This window comes from Streptomyces sp. IMTB 2501 (assembly GCF_001953885.1).
Taxonomy (GTDB): Bacteria; Actinomycetota; Actinomycetes; order Streptomycetales; family Streptomycetaceae; genus Streptomyces.
In genome coordinates, this window is the sequence record NZ_MQUS01000001.1 from 320,078 (window position 1) to 340,011 (window position 19,934).

At 70.2% G+C, this 19,934-nt stretch carries 17 protein-coding genes and 3 pseudogenes; 12 read left to right on the top strand and 8 right to left on the bottom strand.

Annotation, left to right across the window (positions count from 1 at the left end; all coding sequences use genetic code 11):
* Positions 1–17: 17 nt before the first annotated feature.
* From AV521_RS01580 to AV521_RS01615, 7 genes and pseudogenes are all read left to right on the top strand, one after another.
* Positions 18–1,055: a sugar kinase gene (locus tag AV521_RS01580; RefSeq protein WP_076082421.1), complete on the top strand. Its 1,038-nt coding sequence runs from the start codon at positions 18–20 to the stop codon at positions 1,053–1,055.
* 37 nt (positions 1,056–1,092) lie between these two features.
* A complete protein-coding gene (locus tag AV521_RS01585; protein WP_076082423.1) occupies positions 1,093–2,133 on the top strand; it encodes an aldo/keto reductase in 1,041 nt (346 codons plus the stop codon).
* Positions 2,096–2,333: pseudogene (locus AV521_RS01590) on the top strand (FadR/GntR family transcriptional regulator); the annotation flags it as partial. The gene AV521_RS01585 and the pseudogene AV521_RS01590, both read left to right, overlap by 38 nt.
* A gap of 19 nt (positions 2,334–2,352) precedes the next feature.
* Positions 2,353–3,285: pseudogene (locus AV521_RS01595) on the top strand (RICIN domain-containing protein); the annotation flags it as partial.
* A 169-nt stretch (positions 3,286–3,454) separates the two neighbouring features.
* On the top strand, positions 3,455–4,381 hold the full coding sequence (locus tag AV521_RS49030; protein WP_179022768.1) for a non-reducing end alpha-L-arabinofuranosidase family hydrolase: 927 nt from the start codon (positions 3,455–3,457) through the stop codon (positions 4,379–4,381).
* Positions 4,378–5,634, top strand: coding sequence for an SLC13 family permease (locus AV521_RS01610; protein WP_076083418.1), 1,257 nt, complete (start codon positions 4,378–4,380; stop codon positions 5,632–5,634). Before AV521_RS49030 ends, AV521_RS01610 begins: the two co-directional genes overlap by 4 nt.
* A gap of 5 nt (positions 5,635–5,639) precedes the next feature.
* On the top strand, positions 5,640–6,140 hold the full coding sequence (locus tag AV521_RS01615; RefSeq protein WP_076082425.1) for a universal stress protein: 501 nt from the start codon (positions 5,640–5,642) through the stop codon (positions 6,138–6,140).
* A 66-nt stretch (positions 6,141–6,206) separates the two neighbouring features.
* On the opposite strand, the gene AV521_RS01620 is transcribed toward AV521_RS01615, so the two are convergent.
* Together AV521_RS01620 and AV521_RS01625 are read right to left on the bottom strand one after the other, a co-directional pair.
* Entirely contained in the window at positions 6,207–6,965 is a 759-nt protein-coding gene (locus AV521_RS01620) for a FadR/GntR family transcriptional regulator (protein WP_076082427.1), read from the bottom strand.
* 716 nt (positions 6,966–7,681) lie between these two features.
* A pseudogene (locus AV521_RS01625) lies at positions 7,682–8,137 on the bottom strand (expansin EXLX1 family cellulose-binding protein); the annotation flags it as partial.
* On the opposite strand from AV521_RS01625, the gene AV521_RS52195 reads away from it, so the two are divergent.
* On the top strand, positions 8,103–8,531 hold the full coding sequence (locus AV521_RS52195) for a glycoside hydrolase family 68 protein (protein ID WP_305965140.1): 429 nt from the start codon (positions 8,103–8,105) through the stop codon (positions 8,529–8,531). The pseudogene AV521_RS01625 and the gene AV521_RS52195 overlap by 35 nt on opposite strands.
* Here AV521_RS52195 and AV521_RS01635 read toward each other — a convergent pair.
* The 3 genes from AV521_RS01635 to AV521_RS01645 form a co-directional block, all read right to left on the bottom strand.
* Complete coding sequence (locus tag AV521_RS01635) at positions 8,461–8,754, bottom strand: putative quinol monooxygenase (RefSeq protein ID WP_076082429.1); 294 nt, start codon at positions 8,752–8,754, stop codon at positions 8,461–8,463. The two genes, AV521_RS52195 and AV521_RS01635, sit on opposite strands and share 71 nt — an antisense overlap.
* Positions 8,755–8,769: 15 nt before the next feature.
* Positions 8,770–11,331, bottom strand: coding sequence for a glycoside hydrolase family 32 protein (locus AV521_RS01640; protein WP_076082431.1), 2,562 nt, complete (start codon positions 11,329–11,331; stop codon positions 8,770–8,772).
* Positions 11,332–11,553: 222 nt separating this feature from the next.
* A complete protein-coding gene (locus tag AV521_RS01645) occupies positions 11,554–12,519 on the bottom strand; it encodes a carbohydrate kinase (RefSeq protein ID WP_076082433.1) in 966 nt (321 codons plus the stop codon).
* Between the two features lie 224 nt (positions 12,520–12,743).
* Here AV521_RS01645 and AV521_RS01650 point away from each other — a divergent pair, with 224 nt between their 5' ends.
* The 4 genes from AV521_RS01650 to AV521_RS01665 all read left to right on the top strand — a co-directional run bounded on the left by AV521_RS01650 (position 12,744) and on the right by AV521_RS01665 (position 16,825).
* Positions 12,744–13,760 (top strand): sugar ABC transporter substrate-binding protein, encoded by a 1,017-nt coding sequence (locus AV521_RS01650; RefSeq protein ID WP_076083420.1) that lies wholly within the window; start codon positions 12,744–12,746, stop codon positions 13,758–13,760.
* A gap of 130 nt (positions 13,761–13,890) precedes the next feature.
* Positions 13,891–14,886, top strand: coding sequence for an ABC transporter permease (locus AV521_RS01655; RefSeq protein WP_076082435.1), 996 nt, complete (start codon positions 13,891–13,893; stop codon positions 14,884–14,886).
* On the top strand, positions 14,883–15,719 hold the full coding sequence (locus AV521_RS01660) for an ATP-binding cassette domain-containing protein (protein WP_076082437.1): 837 nt from the start codon (positions 14,883–14,885) through the stop codon (positions 15,717–15,719). Before AV521_RS01655 ends, AV521_RS01660 begins: the two co-directional genes overlap by 4 nt.
* Positions 15,720–15,793: 74 nt before the next feature.
* Entirely contained in the window at positions 15,794–16,825 is a 1,032-nt protein-coding gene (locus tag AV521_RS01665; RefSeq protein WP_076082439.1) for a LacI family DNA-binding transcriptional regulator, read from the top strand.
* 211 nt (positions 16,826–17,036) lie between these two features.
* Here AV521_RS01665 and AV521_RS01670 read toward each other — a convergent pair whose 3' ends face one another.
* From AV521_RS01670 to AV521_RS50340, 3 genes are all read right to left on the bottom strand, one after another.
* Positions 17,037–18,458, bottom strand: coding sequence for an alginate lyase family protein (locus tag AV521_RS01670; RefSeq protein ID WP_076082441.1), 1,422 nt, complete (start codon positions 18,456–18,458; stop codon positions 17,037–17,039).
* Positions 18,459–18,572: 114 nt separating this feature from the next.
* Positions 18,573–18,767 (bottom strand): hypothetical protein, encoded by a 195-nt coding sequence (locus tag AV521_RS49035; protein ID WP_179022770.1) that lies wholly within the window; start codon positions 18,765–18,767, stop codon positions 18,573–18,575.
* Positions 18,768–19,045: 278 nt separating this feature from the next.
* A complete protein-coding gene (locus AV521_RS50340) occupies positions 19,046–19,774 on the bottom strand; it encodes a hypothetical protein (protein WP_256725386.1) in 729 nt (242 codons plus the stop codon).
* Positions 19,775–19,934 lie beyond the last annotated feature (160 nt).

Genomic DNA, 19,934 nt, shown 5'->3' on the forward strand with positions numbered 1-19,934 from the left:
GTGGAGAGGAGCATGACGTGATCGACGTGGTGGCTCTCGGCGAGGTGATGCTGCGCTTCGACCCGGGCGAGGGACGGATCCGCACCGCCCGCTCCTTCCAGGTCTGGGAGGGCGGCGGCGAGTACAACGTGGTACGCGGACTGCGCCGCTGCTTCGGGCTGCGCACAGCCGTCGTGACCGCCCTCGCCGACAACGCGGTGGGCCGGCTCGTCGAGGACCTGATCCTCCAGGGCGGCGTCGACACCTCGCTGATCCGCTGGGTGCCCGACGACGGCATCGGCCGCACCGCCCGCAACGGCCTCAACTTCGTCGAACGCGGCTACGGCATCCGCGGCGCTCTGGGCGTCAGCGACCGCGCGCACACCGCCGTCTCCCAGCTGCGCAAGGGCGACGTGGACTGGGACGCGGTGTTCTCGTCCGGAGTGCGCTGGTTCCACACCGGCGGCATCTTCGCGGGCTTGTCCGACACCACGGTGGACGTCGCCGACGAGGCCATGGCCGCGGCCCGCCGCCACGGCGTCACCGTCTCCTACGACCCCAACCACCGCCCCAGCCTGTGGGCAGGCCGGGGCGGCGCCGACGCCGCCCGCGAGGCCGACCTGCGGCTCGCCCGGCACGCCGACGTCGTGGTGGGCACCCTGGGCCTGGCCGGGACGCACCCGGGACAGGCGCGCATCGGGGGCGACGAAGTGGCGGACGCCCTCGCCGAGTTGGCCGACCTGCTGCCCGCGGCGAAAGTACTGGCGACGACCCTGCGCGGCGTACCATCGGCCGGAGTCAACGACTGGTCCTCGGCCGCCTGGTCCGCCGAAACCGGCTTCGTCCCCGGCCCCCGGATGCCCGGCCTGCAGGTCCTGGACCGCATCGGCTCCGGCGACGCCTTCGCCGCCGGCCTGATCCACGGACTGCTCGACGACGCCGGCCTGGAGCGGGCCCTGGCCTACGGCACCGCCCACGGCGCGCTCACCATGACCACGCCCGGAGACGTCTCCATGGCCTCGCTCGCCGAGATCGAGGCGCTCATCGCGGGCGGGACGCCCCACGTCAGACGCTGACCGGCGCCCCCCATCGCCCGCATCCCAGGAGCACGTCTTGCACCAGCGGAAGATCCAGAACACGTCCGTCTCACTCACCGAGCTCGGCTTCGGGGCATCTGTGATCGGCAACCTCTACCACGTCACCCCGGCCGCCGACGCGACCGCCGCCGTCGATGCGGCATGGGAGGCCGGCCTGCGGTATTTCGACACCGCACCGCACTACGGCCTCGGCCTCTCCGAGCGCCGCCTGGGTGCCGCCCTCCAGGGGCGCCCGCGCGACGAGTACGTCATCTCCTCGAAGGTGGGCAGGCTGCTGGTGCCCAACGAGGAGCCACGTGGCGTCGACACCGAAGGCTTCGCCGTACGGGACGACCTGTGCCGGCAGTGGGACTTCAGCCGCGACGGCGTACTCCGCTCGATCGAGGACACACTGGAGCGCACCGGCCTGGACCGGCTGGACATCGTCTACCTGCACGATCCGGACGACCACTGGTGGCAGGCCGCCCGGGAGGCCATGCCCACGCTTGCCGAACTGCGGGACCAGGGTGTGATCGGAGCGATCGGCGCCGGCATGAACCAGTCGGCGATGCTCGCCCGCTTCCTGCGCGAGACGGCCGCCGACGTAGTGATGCTCGCCGGCCGCTACACGCTCCTGGACCAGTCGGCGCTGGACGACGTCCTGCCCGCCGCGCGGGAACTCGGCAAGAACGTCGTGGCGGTGGGCGTGTTCAACTCGGGACTGCTCTCCCGCGACCGGCCCGCCGAGGGCATGAAGTACGACTATCGGGACGCCCCGCCGACTCTGGTCGTCCGCGCCCGGGCGATCGCCGAGGTCTGCGAGGCGCACGGGACCAGCCTGCCCGCCGCCGCGATCGCCTTCCCGCACACCCATCCCAGTGTCATCAACGTCACCCTCGGCATGCGGACTGCGGAACAGGTCGGACGAAACGTGGAACTCCATGGTCAGCGCGTCCCGGACGGCCTCTGGGACGATCTGCGGGCGCAGGGGCTGATCAGGTCGGACGTCCTCGCGGGGCACGGTGGGGGAGGGATGTGCGATGTCTCTGACGGACAAGGCCATCGAGCAGATCCGTGAGCTGATCCGGACCGGTGCGCTGCCTCCAGGCTCGAAACTCCCACCGGAGGCGGACCTGGCCGCGCAGCTGGGCCTGTCCCGCAACCTTGCCCGCGAAGCGGTCAAGGCACTGGCCGTAGCGCGCGTCCTGGAGGTCAGGCGCGGCGACGGCACGTATGTGACCAGCCTGCAGCCGAGTCTGCTCTTGGAGGGGCTCGGCGGTGCGGTGGAGCTGCTGCACTGTTCAAGGACGACGACGGAACCGCGTACCAGGTCACCTCCGCGGCCGACAACGCCGACCTGCACATCTACAAGCTCACCGCCGACTACACCGGCTACGACAGCCTGGTCGCCAACCCCTGGCCGAACAACTACCCCGAGGCGCCCGCCCTGTTCAAGCGCGACGGCGTCTACTTCATGCTCACGTCCGGCACCAGCGGATGGAACCCCAACCAGCAGAGGTACGCCACCGCCACCAGCCTGGCCGGCCCCTGGACCGCCATGACCGAGATCGGCGACGCCACCACCTACGGCTCCCAGACGGCTTTCGTGCTGCCCGTGCAGGGAACCTCGGGCACCTCCTACCTCTACATGGGCGACCGCTGGGGCAACTCCATGGGCGGCACGGTCAACGACTCGCAGTACGTCTGGCTGCCGCTGACCTTCCCGACCAGGACCACCATGAACCTGCCGTGGTACCCGCAGGTCGCCATCGACACGGCCGCCGGCACGGTCACCGGAGTGGGCGGCGGTCCGTACTACCGCCTGGTCGCCCGGCACAGCGGCAAGTGCCTCGACATCACCGACAACTCCGCCGCAGACGGCGCGATCGCGCTGCAGTACTCCTGCAACGGTGGCCTCAACCAGCAGTGGCGGCTGCAGGACGCGGCCGACGGCTACGTCCGGGTGCTCGCCCAGCACAGCGGCAAGTGCCTGGACGTCGACGGGGGCTCCACCGCCGACGGTGCGTTCGTGAACCAGTACCACTGCACGACGGGCACCAACCAGCAGTGGCGGTTCGATGACCAGGGGGGCGGCTACTACCGCCTGGTCGCCCGGCACAGCGGCAAGTGCCTGGACGTCGCGAACGCTTCGACCGCCGATGGCGCCCGCCTCATCCAGTCGCCCTGCGGTGACGGCACCAACCAGCAGTTCCAGCGGCCCGCGGTGTGAGACGGGGCTGGACGTCGGCCAACGGTTCCAGCTGCAGCGTGCCCCGGCCCCGCCCGGGGCGCGTCCCCCCACAGCGGCGAGGCAGCCGCACGCAGTGAAGGAGACACAGATGACGGGCATGCGTACGGCATGCAGGGTCCCGTGGTGGCGACGCGGGAGGCGAACGGCCGTGCTCGCCGCGGTGACCGCCCTGATGGCAACGCTCCTGACCGGGTTGGGCGCCGCCGGGACGGCGCAGGCGGCCACGGTGGACACGAGCGCGTGGTACGTGCTGGTCAACCGGGGCAGTGGCAAGGCGCTCGACGTGGCGAACGCGAGCACGGCCGACGGGGCGAGTCTCTCGCAGTGGCCCCAGACCGGCGGTGCCAACCAGCGGTTCCAGTTCGTCGATTCGGGCGACGGCTACTACCGGCTCAAGGCGCAGCACTCGGGCAAGGTGCTGGATGTGCTCAACCACTCCACCGCCGATCATGCGGACATCGCGCGGTGGAGCGACGCGAACGGTGCCAACCAGCGGTTCCGGCTGGCGGACTCGTCGGACGGTTACGTCCGTCTGCTCAACCGCAACAGCGGCAAGGCCGTCGAGGTGGACAATGCCTCGACCGCGGACGGTGCCAAGGTCGTGCAGTTCACCGACTGGGGCGGGGCCAACCAGCAGTGGCAACTGGTCCGCGTCGGCAGCGGCAGCGGCGGCGCACTGCCGTCGACGTTCCGGTGGTCCTCCAGCGGCGTCCTGGCCGGTCCGAAGCGGGACGCACAACACAGCACCGTGGCCATCAAGGACTTCTCGGTGATCCGCAACAACGGCCAGTGGGTGGTCTACGCCTCGGCCGTGGGCCCGAACTACGGTTACGGGCTGGAGCAGTTCAGCTTCAGTGACTGGTCACAGGCGGCATCGGCACCAACCTCGTACCTGGACCAGGCGTTGCTCGCTGCGCACACAGTAGAAGGGTTCTTCCCCGGAGCCTCTCAGACAGGGGTACCGCTCAGCCCAGCTGCTCCGGGAACTCGTCCGACGCCGTCCGCTGCCCGGCAGGCGGCCCCGCCCTTGCCAGGTCGCGCGCGCGGTCGCGGGCAGGGGAAGATCGAGTGGTGAACTCATCTGTGGCGGAGGCCGTTTCCGTCGTACTGCTGCTGGGGGTGCTGGCGTGCGCCGTGGCTCGCCCGTTCGGGTGGCCGGAGGCGGTTGTCGCCGTCCCGGCTGCTGGCGTGGTGATCGCCACCGGGGCGCTCTCGCTGGGGCACGCCCGTGAGGAGGCGGAGCGGCTCGGGCCGGTGATCGGGTTCCTCGCGGCCGTCCTGGTCCTCGCCCAGCTGTGTGACGACGAGGGACTCTTCCACGCGTGCGGTGCGTGGATGGCCCGTAGCGCGGCGGGGCGCCCGCGCCGCCTGCTGGTGCAGGTGTTCGCAGCCGCTTCGGTGATCACTGCGGTCCTCAGCCTGGACGCCACGATCGTTTTGCTGACCCCGGTGGTGTTCGCCACCGCCGCCAGGCTCGGCGCCCGGCCGAAACCGCACGTCTACGCCTGCACCCACCTGTCGAACACCGCGTCGCTGCTGCTGCCGGTCTCCAACCTCACCAACCTGCTCGCGTTCGCCGCCAGCGGGCTGAGCTTCACGCGCTTCGCCGCCCTGATGGCCTTGCCCTGGCTGGTGGCCATCGCCACCGAGTACGTGGTCTTCCTCCGGTTCTTCGCCACCGACCTGGACGCGGGAGCCCAGGCCCCGCGCACCGCCGAGCAACGCGAACTGCCGGTGTTCACCCTGGTCACAGTGGCCTGCACGCTGGCCGGGTTCGTCCTCACCTCCATGGTGGACGTCAACCCCGCGTGGGCGGCCTTCGCCGGCGCACTCGTGCTCGCCGTGCGGGCTCTGGCCCAGCGCCGTACCACACCCACCGCCATCGTGCGAGCCGCCGCGGTGCCGTTCCTCGCCTTCGTCCTGGCCCTGGGACTGGTGGTCCGCGCGGTCGTCGACAACGGGCTGGCGGCGGGGCTGGGGCACCTGATTCCGGACGGTACCGGACTGGCGGCGTTGTTCGGCATCGCGGCCCTGGCCGCGGTGCTGGCCAATGTCATCAACAACCTGCCCGCCGTGCTGGTGCTGCTGCCGCTGACCGCCCCGTCCGGGCCGGGCGCGGTCCTAGCAGTCCTGCTGGGGGTGAACATCGGCCCGAACCTCACCTACGCCGGCTCCCTTGCCACGCTGCTGTGGCGGCGCATGGTGCACGAACACGACAGCGACGTCGAACTCGGCGAGTTCACCCGGCTCGGCGTGTTCACCGTGCCTGCCGCCCTGGGACTGTCGGTGGTGGCACTGTGGACCTCGCTCACCCTCATCGGAGGCTGACCGTCATGAGAGTCATCGCCTGGATCACCGAGGGCACCTGGCCCGCCGGCATCGACGCCGCCCGCGCCTACGCGCCCGACGACGCCGACATCGTGCTGCTCCACGTCACCGCGGCCGACGTCCCGGGCGCGGCGCACGGAGCCTTCGCCGGGCTGCTCGGCCGCGGCCATGGCGAACGCGACCCCGGCACGCAGGTGGAGCACCTGGCCGCCGCCTCCGCCGAGACATTCCTGGCCGAGGCCGCGCGGCGTCTGGGCCGCCCGTGCGCCCGCGTCGAGCGAACCGGCCGCGTCGAGCGGGAGGTCGTCGCCGCGGCCGAGGGCGCCGACCTGCTCATCCTCGCCCGCGACGGTGACCGCACCCATCTCGGGCCGCGCAGCCTCGGGCATGCCAGCCGTTTCATCGTCGACCACGCCCCGTGCCCCGTCCTGCTGGTGTGGCCCGAGCCCGCACCCGGCATCGACACCATCCCGGCACCGCCACCCCACCCGCCGCACCACCGATAGCGGCAGGCACCCGGCACCCACATGGCTTGGTGGTGTGTCCGCAGGGAGGCCGCCCCTGGGAGCTCCTCACCCCTCCCGGTGGCCTGCCTTCGCCGGAGCACCCCGTCGACGCCCCGCTGAACCGGTGACGGGTGACTCCGAGGAGTGCAGGTGTTCCCTCAGCCACTGCTCCGTGTTGTTGACGTGCAGGAGCGCGGCGGCCTGGCTCAGGAAGGCGTCGCGGGCGGAGAGGGCCGTGAAGATCGACTCGTGTTCGGCGAGCGTGCGGCCCGCGGCCTGGTCGTCGACCAGGCCCCGCCAGATCCGGGCACGCAGCGTGCGGCCCGATATGCCTTCGAGGAGCGTGAGCAGCGAGTCATTGCCCGTCGCGGAGATCACGGCCCGGTGGAAGGCCACGTCGTGGGCGTTGAGCTGCTCGACGTCGTCGCGGGCCTCGCGCATGGCGTCCAGATGGCGCTTGACCTCGGCCAGTTGGCCGTCGGAGATCCGGGTGGCCGCCAGCGCGGTGGCTGCCGGCTCCAGCAGCCTGCGAACCTCCATCAGGTCCAGCAGCGCGGCCGAGTCGCTCTGGAGGAGTTCCACGGCTCCGCCGAGGCCCTCGAACAGCAGGCTCGGCTCCAGACTGGTCACGTACGTTCCGTCGCCTCGCCGGACGTCCAGCACGCGTGCGACGGCCAGCGCCTTGACGGCCTCGCGGGCGAGGTTGCGGGACAGACCCAGCTGGGCTGCGAGGTCGGCCTCCGGCGGCAGCTTCGACCCCGGAGGCAACGCGCCGCTGCGGATCAGCTCACGGATGTGCTCGATGGCCTTGTCGGTCAAAGACACCGCGCACTCCTCCCGCGCCGGCCCGCGCCGGCACGTCCGCCCTGATCAGGCCCCGAGCGCGAAGGTCGGCCCACAGACCGTCGGGAACGTGCCGATGGTGAAGCTGCACGTTTCGTTCGACCTGTTCGAGGTTTCGCACGCCCAGGGTGACGTTGATGATACTGGGACGCGTGCCGGGGCAGGCCATGACCGCGGCGGGCGGCCTCGTCCCGTGTTCCCTCGGCGGGCCTGTCGTGCGAGAGCAGCCCGGAGTTCTGGAGGCCGTCGCGGAAAGGCGAGGCGCCTGGAGCCGATCAGCGGCCGCGAACCAGTCGAGGGCTTGGAACACGTGGGTCGCCGCACCGGCTGGAGGTGCCGTTCGTCCCACCCGACATGACCGCGTCCTCCCAGGCACGCATCAGTCGGCCGTGGCCTTCTCCCGTACCGCGGCAGCGGAGAGCGTTCTGTTCGGCCGCGGACGCACATCGCCGTCCGCACGGCGTGCGGGTCGCCGCCGTCGAGCAGTCCGAGTGCATCGCCCTGGTCGAAGATGACTTCCACGCCGCCCGTGTCAGCTCGCCATATGGGCGGTCGCCTGAATTCCGTAGAGGTCGGCGTAGCGCCCGCCGAGAGCGAGCAGTTCCTCGTGGGTGCCCTGTTCGGCCGGGCGGCCCCGGTCCAGTACCAGGGGCCGGGCTGTCGCCGGGATGATGGATCGGACGTGGGTGGCGGGACCAGTGGCGGGCGAACTGGACCTGGGTCGGTTGAACGACGTTCGGCCGTAGCGTGATCCCGCTGATGGCCAGCTGCTCTCCATAGATGTCCGTGAGTCTGATCGCGCTGCCGCATCCGCGGCCGTCGGCGCAAACGAAGTAGTTGTGGTCGGTACGGGGCAGCTGCCGCCAGCCGTTGCCGGTGCGGACCTCCAGCCGCGCGACCGGATCGCGGTGGCCGATCGCCTGGACAGCGCACCAGTAGGGGTTGGAGCCGGTCTTGTACCGGATGGAGATCGTGCCGGACGTGCTGGGGCTCAGCAGGCTCCAGGTGATCGGTATCCGGCCGACCTTGAGCGGAGCGAGTTCGGCGAAGGCCTGTTGACTGAGGTCGGGTTGCCCGGGAACACAGGACAAGGGGCATTCGTTGGTTATCCGCACCGTGATGGAGGCGCCGTTGGCCGCGCGGACGCGCACGTACTACACGGGCAACATCGGGCTGGCCACGGCCGACGGCCTGTCCGGCTGGGACGGCGTCTACGGCTTCGCGGGTCCGGCACTGCGCGGTGACTACCAGCCGCTCAGCGGAAGCGCGTTGGTCCTGGGCAACCCCGAGGACGCCCCGACGCAGCAGTACTCGTATTACGTGATGCCCAACGAACTGATGGAGAGCTTCATCGACACGGTCCCGACCGGCGACGGCGGGACCCGCTTCTGCCACATGAACCGTGGCCGGCCACGGCCCTCGCAGCGGTACGCGAGCGGTCGAGCCGCCTCGGTGACTCCGACGCGGGCCGATCACCTCAGGCCAGGGGGTCGAGGAAAGTCAGGACAGAGGCGTCCTCCTCGATCAGCGGAGCGAGGGCGGCGTTGAACGGGCCGCCGTACGGGGCCTTCAGATGCGCCTGGAACGCGTCCTTGTCGCGGTAGACCTCGAAGATCCAGAAGGCGCGCGGATTGGACTCCTTGGTGTACACGTCGAAGGAGAGGTTGCCGTCCTCGTCGCGTACCCTCTGCGCGTACTCCCGTATCAGACGGGCGATTTCGCCCTCCGCTCCCTCGCGGGCGGTGAACTCGGCGAGCAGGGTTTTCGTCACGGTCCTGTGTCCTTGTCAGTTGTTTGCGGAGCCGAGGTGCCAGACGACGGCCTTGTCGAGATTCACTGAGCCGTTCTCGGCGAAGACCCGCACTCCCCGGCTGTCGGGGTGGGGGAAGATCTGGTCGGTGATCACGGCCTCGCCGCTGCCGCCGAAGACCTCGACGGACGACCGGTCGACCAGGATCCGCAGCTTCACCTTGCCGTTCGTGGCCTTCAGCGGCGCGGTCTGGATGCCGGGGAAGGCGCTGCTGAAGTCGACGGTACCGGAGCGGGTGCGGTCGACGTACAGCTCCTGTGTGGTGGTGTCGTATCCGATGACGGTTTCCTCTCGCCCGGTGCCGGTGCGCACCTTCAGGCCGAAGCGTTCCGCGTCGTTCAGGGAGAACGTCGCCTCGATGTCGAGTGCCTTGCCCTCGGCCGCGGGGCCGATCAGGGGCTGTGAGGTGTTCGTGACGGTGACGCCGGCCGCCGTCGCCGCGGATCCCTCCCGCAGCGAGTTCAGGTTCGCCACCGGCTCGCTGGTCAGCCGGAGGCGGCCGTCGATGGTACGCAGGGCCATCTGGCGGGGGATGCTCTGCGCGCCACGCCAGGGCGAGGTGGGGATGGACGTCCCGTACTCCCAGTCGTTCATCCAGCCGATCATGTACCGCTTGTCGCCGGGCACGTTCTCCCAGGACACCGCCGCGTAGTAGTCCTTGCCGTAGTCGGCCCAGTCGGCGCGCTGTACGACGGACTTGGCGGGGGCGTCGGCGGTGGTGAACTGGTCGGCGAGGATGTGGCCCCAGCCGCCGGTGTTGCTGTCGACAATTTGGATCTGCGCCTTCTCGCCGGCGTAGGGACGCATGTCGAAGGAGGCCCAGTCCAGGCTCTCGCTGTTGGATCCAGTGGTGCTGCGGACGACCTTGCCGTCGACGAGCAGGTTGACGGACGTCTCCCGGGAGACCGGCTGGGCCTGGGTGTCGGACAGTGTGATCTGGTCGACGTTGATGTGGCCCCAGCTACCGGTGTTGTCGTCGACGATCCTGATCCGCGCCTTGTGGCCTGCGAGGTCGCGGACGTCCCAGGAGGCCCAGTTGAGTGCCTCGGCGTCCTGACCGGTGGCGCTGCGGACCACCTTGCCGTCGACGAGGAGTTCGACGGCGGTGGGGTTGTCGTAGCCGGCGGGGTGGTGGCCGCCGCCGACGAGGAAGTCGACGTAGTCCTTGTCGATGGTGAACTCGGGTGAGGTGAGGGTGCCGGTGGTGGAGTCGCCGTTGAGGTAGGTGTTGACCAGGCCGCTGCCGAGGAAGCCGGACACCTCCTGCTGGTCGGGGAGGGTGCCGGTGGCCGGTGCGGTGCCGAAGGCGTCGCCGGTGGTCGTCCACTCGCCGTAGGTGCCGCCCTCGAAGTCGGCGAGGACCGTGCCCGCGGGCGGCGGCCCCTGCTCCAGGACGGTTCCGGCCTCGTGCGGGTGCTTGCCGCCGCCGACCTTGAAGTTGAGGAACTTGCTGTCGACGGTGAAGGGAGGCGAGGTGAGGGTGCCGGTAGTGGCGTCGCCCGAGTGGAAGCTGTTGGCGAGGCCCTTTCCGTCGAAGCCGGTCACTGTGCTCTGGCCGTCCAGTGCCCCGGCCGCCGGACCGTCCCCGAACGCGGTGCCGGTGGTCGTCCAGGTGCCGTAGTCGGGTCCTTCGAAGCCCTGCACGACTTGGCCGGCGGGTGGGGTGTAGGTGTCGTTGTCGTCGGCGGTGAACTTCCTGCCGTCGAAGTCACCGATGAAGTACTGGGCGCCCGAACCGCCGGTGATCCCGCCGGGGTTGATGTTGACGACCAGGACCCACTTGATGTGCTTCTTGTCCCCGTCGACGGCGAGGGGGAACAGGTCCGGGCACTCCCACACACCGCCCGTCGCGCCGGCCGGCCCGAACTCGCTGAGCAGCTCCCAGTCCTTGAGATTCCTGGACGAGTAGAACCGCACCTTGTGCTCGGCGGACAGCGACACCGTCATCAGCCAGCTCCTGGTGGGGGCGTACCACTGGACCTTGGGGTCGCGGAAGTCCTTGGAGCCGATGTCGATGACGGGATTGCCCTGGTACTTGGTCCAGGTACGGCCGCGGTCGGTGCTGTAGGCGAGTGACTGGGCCTGCGTGCCGGTGGACTTGGAGTAGCTGGTGTAGATCGCCACCATGGGCGGGTTCTGCTTGCTGCCGAAGCCGGTGGTGTTGTTCCAGTCGACCACCGCGCTGCCGGAGAAGACCATTTCCCTGTCGTCGTACGACAGGGCGAGCGGCAGCTGCTTCCAGTGCACGAGGTCCGTGCTCACCGCGTGGCCCCAGGACATGTCGCCCCAGGTGTTGCCGTTGGGGTTGTACTGGTAGAAGAGGTGGTACTCGCCCTTGTAGTACACGAGGCCGTTGGGGTCGTTCATCCAGTTCCTCTCCGGGGTGAAGTGGAACTGGGGACGGTAGGTCTCGGTGTACGGCGGGGCGTCGGCCGCCAGGGCCTGGGGGGCGAACGGGGCTGCGGCCAGCGCGCAGACGGTCGCCACGGCCGTGATCGTCCGCACACGGGCATGCCGGAACACACGTCGAGAGCTCATCGGGTCTCCTGTGCCGCGGCCGTCCGCGCAGCGCAGAGCGCGACTCCGACACGGACGGACCGAAAGGTGGCGCCCCGGCCGGCGCCATCGTCCATGTCGCCGACCAAGGGTGTCATCGTTGACTTGTGTCATCGATGACATCGAGTGGCCCGATGATGAACGCAATCCGGTCAACGCGTCAACAGTTCGGGCGTGATTGCCCCCGCGCGGATCCCGGTCGCGTCAGATGCCGCCGACTGCCGTCAGCCGGTCCAGGTGGCTCTGCCAGGGCGGGTTGGGACCGGCGGCCGAGCAGGTCAGGGCCGCGACCCGAGCGGCGAACCGGCATGCCTGGGCCACCTCGCCGAGATCGAGACCGGTCAGCCGGCCGCCGAGGTGTCCGCGGGTGCCGAGGTGGTGCAGCAGGCCGGCGGTGAAGGAGTCCCCCGCCCCGACCGTGTCGACCACCTCTGTCGACACTGCCGGCACCTGCACCCGTTCACCGTCGAGGGAGACCAGTGCGCCGTCGGCCCCGCGCGTGATCACGACGAGCCGGGCTCCGGCAGCATGCCAGACGTCGCAAGCCCGCTCTGGTGAGCTTCCGGGCAGGAGCAGTTCGAGGTCGTCCTCGCTCAGCCGCAGTACGTCGGCGAGGGCGCACCAGTGCGCCAGGCGGGCGCGATAGACCTCGGGGTGCACCAGCAGCGGCCGTACGTTGGGGTCGATGCTGATGGTGGCCCGGGCAGAGGCCGCCGCCAGGAACTCCTCCACCACTGGCGCGCCGGGCTCGCGGACGAGCGCGAGGGAGCCGGTGTGCACGCAGGCGGTTCCGGACAGATCCACCCCTGCCAGTTCCTGCGCCGTCCACTGCCAGTCGGCCGTGTTCTGCGCATGGAAGGAGTACGCGGCCTGCCCCTGGGCGTCCAGCTCCGCCACGGCCAGCGTGCTGGGCTCGGCGGCTGCGACGGCGTACGACAGGTCCACCCCGGATTCCTCCAGGTGGGCCCGGAACAGCCGGCCGAACACGTCGCCGGACAGGCGTGCGAGGAAGCGGGCGGAGGTGCCGAGTCGGGCCAGGGACACGGCCGTGTTCGCAGGTCCGCCGCCGGGCAGCACCCGCAGGGCGAGTTCGTTCGAGGCGCTGACGGGTTCGGCGAAGGCGTCGGCGACGCACTCTCCCAGGACGGTTATCTGACGCGGGCTGCTCATGGGCGGCTCTTCTCTGCGAGCGTACGAACGAAAGCGGGCACGAAACAGGCAGCCGCCGGGCACGTTACGGACTTGTGTCCCGTACAGGGCATTGACGTTGCCGGGACGCGGAGTCCATCATCCTCGCCATGCAGTGTCAACGATGACATAAGTCAACGATGACATCTCCGGGACGGCATGCTCCGATGCCGACCGCGCCGCTCGTGATCCCGCAGGAGTCGTTCATGTCGCGCACCACTCGTCTGACCCCGTCCCTCCTCAGAGCCGCCGCCTGCACGGGTATCGCGGCCCTCACCCTGACGGCCTGCGGATCCGGCTCCGGATCGGGTTCCGCGGGCTCCGGCTCGGGCAGCGTCAAGGTCGGTCTGATCACCAAGACCGACACGAACCCGTTCTTCGTGAAGATGAAGGAGGGGGCGGAGAAGGCCGCCAAGGCGGACGGCGTCCAGCTGATGACCGCCGCGGGCAAGTTCGACGGGGACAACTCCGGTCAGGTCACCGCCATCGAGAACATGGTCGCCGCCGGCGTGAAGGGCATCCTGATCACGCCGAGTGACTCCAAGGCGATCGTGCCCGCGATCGCGAAGGCACGTGCCAAGGGTGTCCTGGTCATCGCCCTGGACACCCCGACCGAGCCGCAGAGCGCGGTCGACGCCCTCTTCGCCACGAACAACCTCACGGCCGGCCAGCTGATCGGGGAGTACGCCAAGGCCGCGATGAAGGGCAAGACGGCGAAGATAGCCGCCCTCGACCTCGCGCCCGGCGTCTCCGTCGGCGTCCAGCGGCACGACGGCTTCCTGAAGGGCTTCGGCGCCACCGACAAGGACGTCGTCTGCGCCCAGGACACAGGCGGCGACCAGGCCAAGGGCCAGACCGCGATGGAGAACTGCCTCCAGAAGTCGCCCGGCATCAACCTCGTCTACACCATCAACGAGCCGGCCGCCCTGGGCGCGTACACCGCGCTGAAGGCCAAGGGCCTGGAGAAGGACGTGCTGATCGTCTCCGTCGACGGCGGCTGCACCGGCACCCAGGCGGTCAAGGACGGCAAGATCGCCGCGACCTCGCAGCAGTACCCGCTGAAGATGGCCGCCGAGGGCGTCAAGGCCGTGGTGACGTACGCCAAGAACGGCAAGAAGGCGTCCGGTTACACCGACACCGGCGTCACCCTGATCACCGACAAGGCACAGACGGGCGTCACGTCCAAGGACACCGGCTACGGCCTGCAGAACTGCTGGGGCTGAGCCGCCCACGAGGACCGTACTTCCACCGCCTCTCCCCTCAGCAGGGCGGCTGTCCCGTACCTCCCCGACGAGGGACGGCCGCCCCCATGTCCTGACGACAAGGACATCTGTCTTCCGACAAGGACTTCGCATGACAGCCACGACGACGCCGTACGCCGAGCTCAAGGCACCGACCACGGCCCGCAGACTGCTCACGGCACCGACCACCGGCCCGCTGGTCGCTCTCCTTCTGGCCTGTGTCTTCTTCTCCCTGTCCACCGACCAGTTCCTCACCGGCGGGAACTTCTCCCTGATCGTGCAGCAGGTGATGGTCGTCGGCACACTCGCCATCGGCCAGACCCTGATCATCCTCACCGCCGGCATCGACCTGTCGTGCGGTGCCGTGATGGCGTTCGGCAGCATCATGATGGCCAAGATGGCGGCCGAGGGCACCCTTCCCCCGCTCCTCGCGATCGCGCTGGGTCTGGCCGTCTGCGGCGGCTTCGGCCTGCTCAACGGGCTGCTGGTGCAGAAGATCCCGCTGCCGCCGTTCATCGTGACCCTCGGCATGCTCAACGTCGCGTTCGCGCTGACCCACATCTATTCCAAGGAGCAGACGGTCACCAGCCTGCCCGGCCCGCTGACGGCACTCGGGCAGACCTTCCCGCTCGGGCACACCGACATCACCTACGGCTCGCTGGTCACCATCGCGCTGTTCCTCCTCCTCGCGTACGCGCTGAGCAGCACCGGTTGGGGCCGGCACGTCTACGCCCTGGGCAACAGCCAGGAGGCGGCGCGGCTGAACGGCATCCGCACCGCCCGCCTGACCATCGGCATCTACACCGTGGCCGGCCTGCTGTACGGCGTCGCAGCCCTGCTGCTCATCTCCCGCACCGGAGTCGGCGACCCACAGGCCGGGCAGACCGACAACCTCGACAGCATCACCGCCGTGGTCCTCGGCGGCACCAGCCTCTTCGGCGGCCGCGGCTCGGTGCTCGGCACGTTCATCGGCGTCCTCATCGTCGGCGTGTTCCGCAACGGCCTGCAGCTGATGGGCGTCGCCTCCATCTACCAGACCCTGATCACCGGCGTCCTGGTGATCCTCGCGGTGACCGTCGACCAGATCTCCCGGAAGAAGGCACGATGACCGCCACCACGCCCCCCACCCCTGTCCTGCAGGCCCGCGGCCTGGTCAAGCGCTACGGCCATGTCACCGCCATCGACGGCGCCGACTTCGACCTCCTGCCAGGCGAGGTCCTCGCCGTCATCGGCGACAACGGAGCCGGCAAGACCAGCCTCATCAAGGCCCTGACCGGCGCCTTGGTGCCGGACGCGGGCGAGATACGCCTGAACGGCGGGCCCATCACTTTCTCCGGTCCGCAGAGCGCCCGCGCCCATGGCATCGAGACGGTGTACCAGGACCTCGCGGTGGCCGCCTCCATGGACATCGCCTCGAACATGTTCCTCGGCCGGGAGCTGCGCCGCCCCGGTGTCCTCGGCAGTGTCTTCCGCATGCTCGACAAGAAGCGCATGCGCCAGGAGGCCGCCGAGCACATGGCCGACCTGAAGATCGGGCTGCGCTCGCTCACACAGGCGGTCGAGACACTCTCCGGCGGTCAACGGCAGGCCGTGGCGGTGGCCCGTTCCGTCGCCTGGGCCCGCAGCGTCGTCGTCATGGACGAGCCCACCGCCGCACTCGGCGTCAAGGAGTCCGGCCAGGTCCTCGACCTCATCCGCCGCGTCCGCGACAAGGGCATGCCCGTCGTGCTCATCAGCCACAACATGCCCCACGTCTTCGAGATCGCCGACCGCATCCACGTCCACCGGCTGGGCCGGCGCGCCGCCCTGATCAAGCCGTCCGACTACTCCATGGCCGAGGTCGTCGCCATCATGACCGGCGCACTCAGCGTCAACGAGGCCGGAGATACTGTCGTAGCGGACTCGGAGGCCGCGAAGGCCGCCGGAGTCCAGGCCACCTGACAACACGACTCAGCTCTCACATGTCCGGCCGAGGCCGCGGCCGGAACCGAGGGCTCACAGGAGACGGTTTCTCCATGGCAGCGAACCGCCGCCCCACCCTGGCCGACGTCGCCCGCGAGGTCGGCGTCAGCGCGAAGACGGTCTCCCGTGTCCTCAATGAGGACGGACCCGCCTCGGCGCAGACCAGGCAACAGGTACTCGCCGCAGTGGCCAAGCTCGGCTTCCAGCCGAACCTCATGGCACGCAACATCCGCGTCGGCGGACCCGACACCACCATCGGACTGGTCATCCCCGACCTCGCCAACCCCTTCTTCGGCGCCGTGGCGCGAGCCATCGAGGACACCGTCCGCGAACGGGGACTGACTCTGCTCATGGGCTCTTCCGCGGACGACCCCGACCGGGAACGCGCCCTGACGGACAAGTTCCTGGCCCGGCGCGTCAGCATCCTGATGATCGTGCCGTCCGTCGGCGCCGACCACTCCCACCTCAAGAACCACCGCGCAGCGGGACTGCCCGTGGTGTTCCTCGACCGTCCGGGAGTCGGCCTGTCCACGGACGGCATCGTCAGCTCCAACCGCGCGGGGGCCCATGACGGCGTCGCCCACCTGATCGCCCACGGCCACCGGCGCATCGGCTTCGTCGGCGACCTGCCCATGAAGCTGTACACCCGCCGCGAACGCCTGGCCGGATACCGTACGGCCCTGCAGGAGGCCGACCTGCCCTACGACCGTGCGCTGGTCACCAACGCCCACGATCAGCAGGGGGCAGCGGCCGCGACCTCCCAGCTACTCGGCCTGGCCGATCCGCCCACAGCCCTGTTCGCCGGAAACAACATCGTCGCGCTGGGCATTGTCGCCGAACTCGCCCGCAGCAAGCGGAAGGACATCGCCGTCGTCGCCTTCGACGACGTCCCGCTCGCCGAGGCACTCGAACCCGCCCTGACCGTCGTCGCCCAGGATCCCGAGGAAATCGGTCGGGTGGCTGCGGCCACCGCCCTGGCCCGCCTCGACGGCGACCGCTCCCGCGCGCGCCTCATCACCGTTCCCACCCGACTGATCGTCCGAGGATCGGGGGAGCACCCTGCGCCTGCACTGCAGGAGGCTTGATCCTCTAGGCGGACGCCGCCGCGGCATTGATCACCAAGGCGGCCCGGAACCGGCCCCTGGCCTGTGGTCAGAAGCCGTCCGACGAGGCACTGGCCGCGGTGCGGGTCACGGTCGAGCACGGCTCGCACGAACGAGGCGGGACCCGGGTGCCGCATGTGCGGCTGGGCCGGGTGCAGCGAGCAGCCCGGCCGGTCGCCGTCCAGCCGTCGGCTCACGCCTCGTCGCGCCTGGCGCGCTCGCGGCGGCGCAGCAGGAGCAGACCGCCCGCGACGGCGGTCACACCTGCGGCGGCGGACCACGCGGGCAGGTCGGAGGCACCGGTCGACGCCAGGTCCTTGCCCCGGCCGCGCTGCGCACTGGCGGAGGACGACGGCGCGGCGGACCCGGCACCCGAAGCGGCAGCGGGTGTGGGGGACGCCGTCGCCTTGGCCGCGCTCGTCCGGTCGCGGGTGAACACCAGTGTGCCGAAGCCGAGTTGGTCGTACCCTCCGCTGTTGGGCCCGTAGTCCCCGCCGCCACCCTCCGGAGCCGTCCTGGCCGCGATCCGTGTGACATTGGGGGCGTCCAGATCGCGGCGCCTGGTGTAGTGGTTGGCGATCACGGCCCAGATCGGGCGTGTCATGGCAGGATCCACGGCGGCGGCCTTGCTGACCGTCTCCGAGCCGGACCAGACGCCCGGCGCGCCCTTGCGCCGGGTGTTCGGCGTGTAGGGCACGGCTCCGCCCAGGCTCCACTTGGCCACGTACTCGGCGCCCTTGAGGAAGCGACTGTCGTCGTACCCGTACAGGTCGATGCCCTGGTTCCAGGCCATCTCGCAGATCGTGCCCATCAGGCCGACACCGAGCAGGGCGTGGCCCTGGTCGCGGCCCGCCTCGGCCCACTCGGCGAGCCCGTCGGAGTGCACCACGGGGATGGCGTTGCGGACCGAACCCATGCCCTCTCCGTGCTGGAAGTAGGAGACCGCCTGGTCGACGCCGGCGCGGTCGTCGCACAGGATGCCGACGGCGAGGACGCAGGCCATCGCGGCCAGGTCCCAGTTGGGCCAGTAGTTGGTGACATAGGCACCGTTGTGGTGGGTGAGGAAGTCGGAGCTGATCGGCAGGAACACGGTCCGCATCATTTTCTGGAAGCGGGCCAGCTCGAACCCGGGCCGATCGCGCACCAGTTCCGCGGCGTTGGCGAACTGGTAGCCCTGCAGGCCGGCCAGGAGGAACCGGTCCGCGGTGCCCTCCAGCCTGGTCAGGGTCGCCGACCAGGCGTTGAGGATGGCGACGGCGGTGTCCGCGTGTGCGGTGTCGCCGCTGACGTGCCAGCGCAGGGCGTTCTGGTAGGCGGCGTGGACGTCGTTGTAGAGGCCGGTGTAGTTCTGCGGCGTGCCCGATCCCCGGTACACGGTCGCGGCCGGGCGGGCTGTCCAGCTGCTCTGTGAGTGCCAGTTGGCGGTGAGCCTGGCGAACCCTGCCGTGTAGGGAGCGGCGCCCGCCTTGACCTTGGCCGCCATGCGGTCGAGGTCGGCCCGGGTGTGCAGCAGTCCCGGGTGCGCGAAGGCCGGGCCGGCCGCCTGCGCCCGGAGCGCGGGCGCGGCGGCGGTGACGGCGGCCGCGCCCGCGGCCGTACCGGCGATCTTCAGCATGCTGCGGCGGCTGATCTGCGCTCTCACGTCGGTGTCCTCAGATCTCGTCGGGTCGCCCGGTGCGGACGTTTTCGCAGAGGAGACGCTCCAGGGGGACACCGATAACAAAAAAGCTCAGGACGCGGCTGCAGCCTGATCGGTGGCCGGCTCGGAGAGAGTGCGCGGGCGGAGCTGGAGCGACTGCGGGCCGAGACCAGGGATCCTCCCGACCATCGCGTGGTCGTTGAAGCCGCGCATGCTGTCCAGCGCGGACCTGACCAGGGTCTCGGTCGTTTCACGGTCACCGCCGGCCCAGGCGTCGTGGCCCATGGCCATCAGTGCCTGAGCGCGACCCCACCGCTCCCCGCTCGCCCGGGCGGCGGCGGTGAACTGTGCGCCGGTGTGTGCCGCCTGGGGATCCCCGGGCCTTGCCCGCGCTGCTCCGCACCTGTTGACGGCCGCAAGGCGCACCCATATTGTGCGCCGAGGGTATCCGACCAGTCGACTGACGTTCGGTATTTCGACCAAAGGAAGCGCTTCGACTCCACTGGCGCCCATACCGGCGGCCGGGCACCGAGACCGCGTCAGGCGTTCGCGCTTTGCCGCACTCAGTCAAGGAGATACGGATGAAGGGCATGTGTATGACGTCCACGGCGCCGCATCGGAGGCGTAGGAGGCGAACCGAGCTCACCGCGGTGACCGCCCTGACGGCAGCGCTCCTGACCGGACGGGGCGCCGCCGGAGCGGCGCAGGCGGCGACCGCCGGTGCCAAGGTCGTGCGGTTCGGCACGCAGCCGTCGACGGGAGTGCCGGCACAGGTGCACACCGCAGGGCGGGTCAAAGACGCCGGGGACACGGTGCAGTAGCGAGAGCTGCCGGAGGGTCGGCGCGTTGCCGACCGTGCCTGCGATCTGCTCGGGGCCGAGCGCCGCGCCCAGGTCGAAGATCCGCTGCCAGGACGACTTGTCGCCGCCCCACTTCACGCGAACGGCGACCGCCAAGTCGCTTGCGGCGTCCGGGACTTCGCGGGGCAGCAGGATGTACGCACCGTCGGAGGCGGGCGCCCCGCCGGGCAGGGCCAGCGCCTTGCCGCCGTCCGCCCTCGCGACGGACCGGGCTGTGGAGGCGTTGACCAGGCTCGCCGTGAGGCCGTTGCCGGAACTGTCGGCGATCTCGCCGGAGGTGCGGTCTTCCTGGTCGAAGGTGTACCGGGCGGCGGGCTGGGGCACCTCGGGCGCCTGCGCGGGGACGGCCGGGGCGGCCGGCAGGCCCGCGCCGGGAGGCGGTGACACGGCGGCCGGTGCGCGGCACCGGGCGGATCCGTCAGCGGAATGCATGGATCGCGTCCTCAATCCTTCAGTACCGGCATACGTCGAACCGATAGATCGCCTAAGCCACCTCGTCGAACCGGTTCGGTGAAGCTAGCACCGGGCAACCCGGCCAGCAATCCCCTCGACGCGATCCACCGGCTCCGGCTCCGGCCCGGGATTGCGGGAA